This window comes from Microcystis sp. M061S2 (assembly GCF_020245605.1).
Taxonomy (GTDB): Bacteria; Cyanobacteriota; Cyanobacteriia; order Cyanobacteriales; family Microcystaceae; genus Microcystis.
In genome coordinates this window covers 1-9394 of record NZ_JADBUP010000041.1, presented here as the reverse complement: position 1 = coordinate 9394, position 9394 = coordinate 1, and the positions used below count along the sequence as shown (strand labels likewise).

Sequence of the window (9394 nt, the reverse complement as noted above, 5' to 3'; positions counted from 1 at the left end):
GGAAAAAGCAGTTATAATTCTTTGACTGGCCGTAGGAGTTAGTATCCATAGTCTAGGGATATTTTCTGCTAATAAGGGTTGTTGATTGCGGTGAGCTTCTCTTTGTAATTGTTCCCGCACAGTCAACAGTTTAGATAAACAGGCAATAATGCCATCAATCGTGACCGGATTGCGATAGGGTTCCAATAAACAAGGGGTTTGAGCTAATTTGCCCAATAGGCCTAATTCAGGCGGTATTTCTGGGGAAGTCGGTCGAAAATACACATCGATTTCTTGAGTTTCTGCCGTCACATTAAGGCTGGTTTTCACGTCACCGGAAGAAGCGAGAAAAGTTTCGAGGTAATCTTTACTAAATTTATCCCAGAGAAAGCGAGTCAAGGCTGAAGTGATTCAATCGATGATCAGGGTTATTTTATCATTTTAAAAGCCTGATTGGAAAAATTAGCAGCATTGCAGCTTTAGTTACAGATTTTTCCTAGTTTTTGCGCTAAAACTGAAAGGTTAATCAGCAAAAAACGCGCTCGACGAATGAAACCGCAAATCATCGTCTGTGGATTAGGTCGCACCGGTTATAAAATCTTTTGTTTACTCAAACAACAATCTGCGGCAGTAGTAGCGATTAGCAATCGCCAAATGGTCTGCGAATACCAGTCTGATATTATTATCGGCGATCCCTGCTCTCCTAAAACTCTCCTGCAAGCTGGTCTCCCGGATGCAGAAACCCTAGTTTTGGCCATCGATAACGACGCACTCAATCTGGAAATTCTCACCCGCGCCAGGATAATTAACCCGAAAATTCGGATAGTTAACCGACTATTTAACGAAACTTTGGGAGAAAGACTCGATCAAACCCTCCCTGCTCACGTTAGCATGAGCGTTGCTTCCCTAGCGGCTCCGATCTTTTCCTTTGCTGCTCTTGGGAATAAAGCTATCGGTCAATTACAGCTATTCGATCGCCTTTGGCCAATTCAAGAGATAATTATCGATGAAAATCATCCTTGGTGGGGATTACCCCTCTACGAACTTTGGGACGATCCGGCCCGGATGTTAATCTATTATCTCCCAGCCCACGACGAAATCGATCTGGTTTCCGCAGTTCTTTTAGGCAAAAAACTCCAAACTGGCGATCATCTCATTATCGGCAATAAACCGACAATTAAGGCAAAACAGCGTTTTAAACTGCAAAAGTGGCTGAGAAATCTGCTCAATCTCCGTCCCTATCAGCACTATGTCCAACCGGTAATTCTTGTCACCCTTTCCCTCTTGGGGATGATTTCCCTTGCTACCGTTACCTATCTCAGCGTTAATCAAAAAATTTCCCTCGTCGATTCCCTCTATTTCTCCGTTGGGATGATTACCGGCGCCGGAGGTAACGAAAAAGTGGCCGAATCTACCCCCGATAGTATCAAAATTTTTACCGTGGTCATGATGATTGTCGGTGCCGGGGTTATTGGTATCTGTTATGCTCTCCTTAACGATTTTATTCTCGGTAGTCGCTTTAAGCAGTTTTGGGATGCTACCCGCATTCCCGTCCGCAATCATCACATTATCTGTGGTTTAGGAGGTATCGGCACCCGGATCGTGCGACAATTGCACGACCAAGGCTGTGAAGTGGTGGTGATCGAATCGGACCCCAATAATCGATTTTTGCATTCCGTGCGCTCCTGGGGAATCCCCGTCATCATCGAGGATGCGCGTCTAGTGGCTACCCTAGAAACCGCTAATATTAACAACGCCGAATCTTTGATCGTGGTTACTTACGAGGATATGATTAATGTGGAGATTGCCCTCACTGCTAAAGCGATCGCTCCTAAAATTAATCTAGTTTTACGCTGCTCTCAGGAACAATTCGGGCGATCGATTCAAGAGGTTTTTGATTTTGATACGGTATTATGTCCCCGGGATCTAGCTACCTATTCCTTCGCCGCGGCCGCTTTGGGCGGTAGAATTCTCGGTAATGGCATGACCGATGATCTCCTCTGGGTTGCTTTAGCTACATTAATCACACCTAATCATCCTTTTATGGGGCAAATTATCAAGGAAGCGGCGATGAATGCCGATTTTGTGCCACTTTACCTAGAAAAACAAGGTCAAACTATCCACGGTTGGCAATTACTAGAAATCACTCTCGATCAAGGTGATATTCTTTATCTAACTATGCCGGCTATGCGTTTACAACAGGTTTGGCAAAATACTTCCCTAACTATTCCCCAATCTTTCCCCGATTTAAAATGATTTCTGGTCTTAATTATCTGAGCAAAGCTAGTTATCGCTGTATCTTGAGTTTAGGCAGTGCCGGCAGCATTTTAAGTCTCGCTAGTGCCAGCAGCATTTTAAGTCTGGTTAGTATCGGCAGTATGCTCAGTATTGGCAGTGTCGGCAGTATTCTTAGTATTGGCAGTGTTGGCAGTATTCTCAGTGTCGGCAGTGTCGGCAGTATATTTGGCATCTTTCAATATCATTCTCTGCCTAACCATCCAGAGTAGTTCTAATGAACTACTACTCGCCGCTTCTTTGTCGATGGCGGTTTTTTGAGTTTAAACTGTGGGGCGATCGCTTTTTATGCAAACAAAATAGAAAGGTTATTAATCGGATTAAGGGATTTATGAGGCTGCGGCAAAACTAACACGACGATAAATTTCTAGCAAGGGAAGTTCAACGTTTAAACTCTCCAGAGGGATTATTTGACTAAGTTGATCGTAGGTTTGTAGTTGCCAGCGATCGCTCTGTGCGAGTCTAAAATATTGCTCAATGTAGGGTTCAGTTTGGCTAACGAGCAGATATTCACAAAAACTTGGCAGGGAACGATATTTTCTAAATTTATCACCTCGATCATAGGCTTCCGTGGCGGGGGAAAGCACCTCTACAATAAATAAAGGATTAAGAATTTCGTCTTTGCGATCGCCGTTAAATTCCGGTTCATGGTTAACGATCATGAGATCGGTATAGGTTCCACAATTATATTCAGGAATCCACAGCCGCAGATCGCTGTTATACAGACGAAAATCCCTATCTCTCAATAAAAATCCCAAAAAAACCGAGATATTGATCGCAATTGCGCTGTGGGTTGCGGTTCCTCCAGGCATAAGAATCATTTCTCCATGGCAATATTCATAACGTTCCTGAGAAGTTTCAGCGATCGCCCGATATGCTTCCAAAGTGACAGGGGTTTTGGTGACTGTCGCAATAGTTGGTTTTTCTTGAGCGATAATCATGTTTGTCTTTCTCCGATATTCTATTAATTAATTTTATGGTTATTTTTTAGGGATTGTGGGGAAGCGATCGCTTTTTATCAAAATAGAATAGAAAGAGCGATCGCATTGTGAGCATCAGTTAATAAAACAATAAAGTTCGGGGTCAGGTATTCAGGTTTGCTAATTGTTCCTGAATATTAGCTTCAGTAGAGAGTTTTTCGGATTTTTCCCATAGATCCTTGAAGATACTTTTATCTGTCTCGACAACTCTTGTTTGATAGGAAATATAACCTGATTCTGTTTGACCATTCATAGTTCTTCTCGCTGTAAAAGAATTTCTGGGAACAGATAAGTTTTCGCTAATCAATAGGTTGGTATCATCCCAACGATAGCCTTCAACATCTTTGGCTTTTTCCTGACAAATCCAAGCAACTTCTATGCCAGAGTTAAGTTGTTCCTGAATCACCTGTAAATGCTTTGGAGTCGGAACTTCAGGAAGAATAAAGACTCGTTGAATAGAAATCTCCCTTTTGATTAGTTCTTCGTTAACTTCCCAGAATTTTTGACCAAGGGGATTATCCCACCAGATGCAATCTGTCATGGAGTGAACAGCCAAGATTCGAGATTGACTTTGAGGATCAATGTGTTTGAGTAGTTGACCAACCTTTTCTAAACGGGATTCGCCGCTAATTTCAATGTTAATTTCAGGCATAATTGTGTTAGTCAAAATTGTGCCATCAAGGAGGGTTAGATTATTTTCATCTAATTTAACATCGGTCAAGTTAGCTCCCGTTAGATTAGCTTTACTCAAATTGGCATGACTTAAATCGGCTCCTGTTAAATCAGCATTAGTTAAATTAACCTCCAAAAGATTAGCCTTACTGAAGTTACATCCCATCAATTTTGCATCGGAAAGATTGGCCTCACCATCCATTAAATTGACTTGGCTGAAATTCAGTCCCCGAAAATCTCGTTCGCCAATTTTGTGCAAATATGTCAATTCTTCCGTGCGATGAATATCGGGGTGATATTCCTTGGGTGCATAAACGGCAATCATCGCTTTGACGTAGGCGAAAAAATAAGCCTTGAGAATATTTTCATGGGTGTGGATGGTAATAACTTTTTTACCATCATACTCGACCACCGCCTTGACAGTTACTTCTCCTTTTTGACCTTCTTTTAAGTTGGCCAAATAGACAGATTTAAGGTGATGTTTAATTTCAACTAAATGAGCTAGAGCCTCATTAAAAGCAGTAAAAAGTGCATCTACTGAACCTTTTTTAAAGGCCGATTCAGTGTAACGCTCTTGGGTTTTTGTATTACATAGGATAACTGTCGCGGAAGTTAAATTGTTATTGGCACAAAGAATTTCAAATTTCTCAATTTTCCAGCCTTGAAAAAGCAAAAGATTATCTTCAAAGAATAAGTTGTGTTGAGGCTCGTTTTCTACAAGCTGATTGAGTTTTTCTTTTTCATGTTCCATTGCCGCTTTACCGAGATTTTTGAGAGTTCTTTCGATAGAAGCTGGCGAGGTATCTTTCCCTAAAAACTGTAAGAATAGGGAAGGGGACCCCACAAAAGGATATCCACTGGCAATGAATTCTCGATCTCTGATGGTGATAATACCTGCTAGGCTATACTTTCTGGCAATCTCAACTTGAATTGCCGTTTTTAAATTAACGTTGGGATATTTTTCTAGGTCAATTTCTTTCAAGTTAACTTGACCGACGTTAATCTTACTCAGAAGTTCAATGATCGAACGATTGGCATCTTCTCTAGATTTCAGATTTTTGATATTATGCCAAATTTTGATTAATCCCATTTCGCCGATGTAAGGATTAATTTTTCCCTCTAAAACAAGTCCCATAACCCTAGCAGCTTCCCTGTTAAGAGTCGTCTGATTTCGTAATAAAAACTCTTCAATCAGATCAGCATCAATTAAGACTTTCGGAGCTTGAGAATTGTTATCTTTTGATTGGAATACCTCTAAGTTATCCAGAAAAAAATCAATACCTATTGGAGTCAAAACTTTTTGGGTAGCCGCTTTATGCAGACTAAGCTTAATTTCGTACTGCACAAAATCATCAGATTCGTTTTCGAGATTATTTCTCAAATCCCAAAGTTTTTTAATCACTTGAGGCTCAGGATATTCTCCTAATTTCCTTATGATTTCAGCACGGCAATCGCTATCCTGTTCATTGTCTAGTTGAGCTAACAAACCATTAATAATGTCAGCACGGGGACTGGCCGATGTTGTTACCTCGCACAATAACTCTGTGTTTTCCATTTTCAAATCAATCTCCTTGATTGGTGGTATTCTGATCAACAATAATTGGGTCTGAAGCAGAAGGCTCCTCTAATTGTGAATTTTCAGCATAGCGTGTTGGCAAAACTTTTACTGATTCATCGTCATTAATGTCAACAAAATAGTCTTTTTTAAAGAGAATCCTTCTTAGGGAAGTAATTCCCAGACGATCACTTTCATGTAAATCAAGGAAAGGTTTAAGATTGTCTCCTATATATCTGTTGAAATCTCCGTTTAGATTGTTGCCGCTGCTATGATTGAACTTTTCAGCCAAATCATCGGCGGAAAAAAGACCTGTAGCCGCCAGATAGAAAATAATTGTGTACTTTTCAGATAGGGGTTCGATTTCTGCCAACAAAGCTTCTAGCTTGGGTATATCCAAACCACAGTTTCTTGCCTGCTTTTTGGCATCGCATAGTGATGGGGGAGTTGCCATAGAAGTATATCTCTCCTTCGGTTGGGGTGATCCTCGATCCTAAGGTAATCAACATAGCTGTATTTGTAGTCACCGATACTTTTTCAAAGTGTATTGCAATAATAACTGGAGAGTTATATTGCTTCTGAGATAGTTCCATAAAACCAAAAGAGAAATCAACCAACAATTATTGCAAGACCCAAAATCTGGTAGGGGTTTAGTTTCCAAATCCAGAAACTGCAAGGCTTGGCGACCAATCCCCTCCTTAATTTTGGCAAGACCTTAATCAGACGATCCTTATATCGCCAATTCTCGACACGGAATTCTATCCTCCCGAATCATCGTAGCCATCTCATAGGTAAAAATATCTAAGTGTCCCTCTTCAGGAGCTTCAAAAAAAATTTCTTTGCCCGCCTCAAGGACTCGCTCTAGCCATTGTCCCATAGAGTCAATTTTGAGAATAGCTGTTTTTTCTGTGCGGTTTACATATACACAGTTGATAATTGCTTGATTAACAGTTGCATTCGACATACCATTCCCCTCCATTTCTGCAATACGGGATGAACGTTATGTATGTACGATAATTCAAAATTCTGGAATTGAAAACCAACAAATATTGCCAAGTTAAACCAACAATTATTGCAACTTTCAATCTCAAATATTATGCAACTTTTGTAGGTTGACAGCCAATAATTTACTTGTACAATGAGGGACAAACTTGAAATAAGAGGAGGCCAGTATGTCGCCGAGTCAAAAAGTTAAAGTTCTCCTAATATCTTCCACTCTTGTCGTTCAATTGACTGCCCCTCCAATGGTTGCCATCCCCTACACAACCTCAGCGTGGCTAATCACGGAACTGTTGCCAAGAAAAAATTGATGAGCCTAGATTACTAAAGCCATAATCTGGTAAGCATTTGGTTTCCAAAACTATAAAATTAAAAGCCAATAATTATTGCAAGCTCAAACCAACAATTGTTACAGCTTTAAACCAATAATTATTGGCGATAAAAAAGAATATATTCTTCTACAAAAAACAACAATAATTGGTTGAGTTCTTTATTGAGATCGTTGAAAATAATATAAAAAGGTGGTATTGCTACCACCCATCAAACTAAGTTTTTGTGATTTTTATGTTACTACAAAATTGTTCATCTTCGGATACTCGTGAACAAATTCACGAAAAGACTGGGTTTCTGCCAGAATCTTGGGTTACTTGGTTAGTCGCTAAACCTCGCACAGGACAAGCGACACGCCGAAAAACAGTAGGGGAAGAAATCTCTCTAACCTTTTTACTTTTTGCCTTTGGTCTTCTCATCAGCAATTATGCCTTTGTAGATAACGCCCACCTGTGGGCAATTCCCATTAGTCAAGTCTGTTTGCTCTCATCTTTACGGATGCAACGGCTAACCATTATGCACGCTTGCTCTCATAATGCTGTTTTTGCCAATCCTTTTTGGAATGAAGTGTTAGGGGAATTCATTTCAATTCTTACTCTCTCCATGCCTTTTAATAGTTACAAGAAAAAGCATTGCGAAACTCACCATTCCAAAGGATTAATGCGCCCCGGTGATGAAACCTTTGAGTTTTTTTACAAAGCGGGTTTCCGTCCAGAGATGAGTCCGCAGCAAGCATGGCAACACTTAACTAAGCTTGTTTTTTCTACGACTTTCCACTGCCGTCAATTTGGCGATCGCCTAAAAGGAACGTTTTCTTCAACGGACGCAAAACACAACTGGCTGGCTTTCGGTTTTTGGCTCTCGATTTTAAGTTTAGTGACCATTACCCATACTTGGGCCGGGTTTTTATTAGTGTTTGTTCCGACTCTGAGCGTGTTTTTCGAGATCAGTAGCGTACTACGTCAGTGTGTAGAACACAGATTTGCTAAGAAAACTGGCGAAATGACCTCTGCTGTTTTTTGTTGCGAAGAGCCGGCTGTTTTCAATGATTTTGACCCCTTTTGGGTCAAATTTTGGGGAGAAACCCGTTGGTGGCTCCGGCTGTTTTTCTACCATTTACCCGTGCGACTGCTGATCCTGACGGGCGATAGTCCAGTACATGACTACCACCACCGACGACCGGCAAGCGATTGGGTAAATGCCCACAGCGATCGCCAAGCGGAAGTAGAAGCGGGTGTTTATTATTCCCACTCCTGGGGATTAGTAGAAGCCATCCACAAAACCTTTGAATCTCTAAGCAAAATGCCACCCCACTAAATTGAGGCTTGAGGGAGATAGTTACAAATGGCTTATCTCCCCAATTTTTTTTGGTTGACATTATCGGTAAGCGTCATTATCTCCGTTGCAACAATTGTTGGCTACAAATGGAGATCGGGATTATAATAAGAATTGTTGGTTGTTGAAAACCGAAGTCTGTGATAATGAGCAAGTTTCAGACGGATCATAGAGTCCAGGTCTAGGCTATTGAAACCTTTGTCTAGGATTATTTTCAGGTTTAGCAGTTCAACAGAAAAATTAAACATTTCTAGAGGAGCTTATGAAAGCAGCCGATTCAGCCATGAAAGCACTTAGCCACAAAACAGAAGATTTGAGTATAGCCGATGTCTCATCCTATTACCCCGATCAATGGGTGGTCGTAGAGATCACTGGGTGCGACAAATATGGCTGGCCAGAGAAAGGTAAGGTTATTGGGTATTCAGACGATAAAAGTAAGCTGATACAAGAGACTAAACATTTGAAGGGAGACTTATATTTGTTTTATACAGGTCTTGTTGACGGAAGTAAAGTTGCTTAAAGTTGATAATGAGTCTTGGCTATCAACGCTACAGCTTTTATCCTTGCTCCATCATCTTTACTCTACATGGCCGTCATTGTCGTTGAACATACATTTCAGGGAGACCACAATCTTGAAAGATTGTCTATGTGGGTGATTCCAGTCACTGTTGAGTTTAACGACAACCAAAGAACGGTTAATGTCCTACTCGATACGGGGTCACAGGTGACTGTCTTTCATCCAGATTTATTAGACTTTCTAGATTTACCGACATCTCAATCATCTGTTCGGGGAAGTGGTGCAACGGGTAGTTCTCGGTATAGGACTGCTAGGCTTGATAGACTGGAAATAGGTTCTATTTTGTTTAGTGAAACAGAAGTTTTTTTTGGCTCTCTTCCGGGAGTATTCTCACAATACTATATTGATGGGATTTTAGGGGGGGACATTCTCAAAGAATTAAAGGTAATCATTGATTATCCTCAAAAAACTCTTAAACTAGAAAAGCTATTTATTTCGCTTTAACGTGGGTTCCTCTATTATTCATCAAGATTTAGGAAAGATTAAGTGTCTGATAATCTCCAGCCAACTCAAAAACTCAAAATTGTTTCCTTATAGCAAAGAGCGGGATAGTTAGGACATAATAGAGAAAAAGAAATGAGGAGAAGCTTTCATGGCAGCACCCTATAGTGATGATTTAAGACAGAAAGCAGTGAGTGCCGTAGAGCGAGGGGAGAAAAAAAGCCATGTCTG

General features: G+C 40.6%; 9 protein-coding genes and 1 pseudogene. 5 read left to right on the top strand and 5 right to left on the bottom strand.

Annotated features, from left to right (window positions below):
- Nucleotides 1–378: pseudogene (locus IM475_RS07515) on the bottom strand (DUF4351 domain-containing protein); the annotation flags it as partial.
- A 150-nt stretch (nt 379–528) separates the two neighbouring features.
- Between IM475_RS07515 and IM475_RS07510 the strand changes: the two are divergent.
- Both IM475_RS07510 and IM475_RS07505 read left to right on the top strand, forming a co-directional pair.
- On the top strand, nt 529–2235 hold the full coding sequence (locus IM475_RS07510; RefSeq protein ID WP_287727170.1) for a potassium channel family protein: 1707 nt from the start codon (nt 529–531) through the stop codon (nt 2233–2235).
- Complete coding sequence (locus IM475_RS07505; protein WP_052277998.1) at nt 2232–2486, top strand: hypothetical protein; 255 nt, start codon at nt 2232–2234, stop codon at nt 2484–2486. Before IM475_RS07510 ends, IM475_RS07505 begins: the two co-directional genes overlap by 4 nt.
- A gap of 117 nt (nt 2487–2603) precedes the next feature.
- Here the strand turns inward: IM475_RS07505 and IM475_RS07500 are convergent, their stop codons facing one another.
- The 4 genes from IM475_RS07500 to IM475_RS07485 form a co-directional block, all read right to left on the bottom strand.
- On the bottom strand, nt 2604–3215 hold the full coding sequence (locus tag IM475_RS07500) for a Uma2 family endonuclease (RefSeq protein WP_008200307.1): 612 nt from the start codon (nt 3213–3215) through the stop codon (nt 2604–2606).
- Between the two features lie 142 nt (nt 3216–3357).
- The gene (locus tag IM475_RS07495) at nt 3358–5481 is read right to left on the bottom strand and encodes a pentapeptide repeat-containing protein (RefSeq protein WP_287727169.1); all 2124 of its coding nucleotides are present in this window, start codon (nt 5479–5481) and stop codon (nt 3358–3360) included.
- A gap of 7 nt (nt 5482–5488) precedes the next feature.
- On the bottom strand, nt 5489–5935 hold the full coding sequence (locus tag IM475_RS07490; protein WP_287727168.1) for a hypothetical protein: 447 nt from the start codon (nt 5933–5935) through the stop codon (nt 5489–5491).
- A 276-nt stretch (nt 5936–6211) separates the two neighbouring features.
- Entirely contained in the window at nt 6212–6445 is a 234-nt protein-coding gene (locus tag IM475_RS07485; RefSeq protein WP_104395885.1) for a DUF1830 domain-containing protein, read from the bottom strand.
- Nucleotides 6446–7044: 599 nt separating this feature from the next.
- On the opposite strand from IM475_RS07485, the gene IM475_RS07480 reads away from it, so the two are divergent.
- From IM475_RS07480 to IM475_RS07470, 3 genes are all read left to right on the top strand, one after another.
- Nucleotides 7045–8127, top strand: coding sequence for a fatty acid desaturase family protein (locus IM475_RS07480; RefSeq protein WP_287727167.1), 1083 nt, complete (start codon nt 7045–7047; stop codon nt 8125–8127).
- Between the two features lie 280 nt (nt 8128–8407).
- The gene (locus tag IM475_RS07475; protein ID WP_238141873.1) at nt 8408–8665 is read left to right on the top strand and encodes a hypothetical protein; all 258 of its coding nucleotides are present in this window, start codon (nt 8408–8410) and stop codon (nt 8663–8665) included.
- Between the two features lie 15 nt (nt 8666–8680).
- A complete protein-coding gene (locus IM475_RS07470; protein WP_287727166.1) occupies nt 8681–9166 on the top strand; it encodes a retropepsin-like aspartic protease in 486 nt (161 codons plus the stop codon).
- Nucleotides 9167–9394 lie beyond the last annotated feature (228 nt).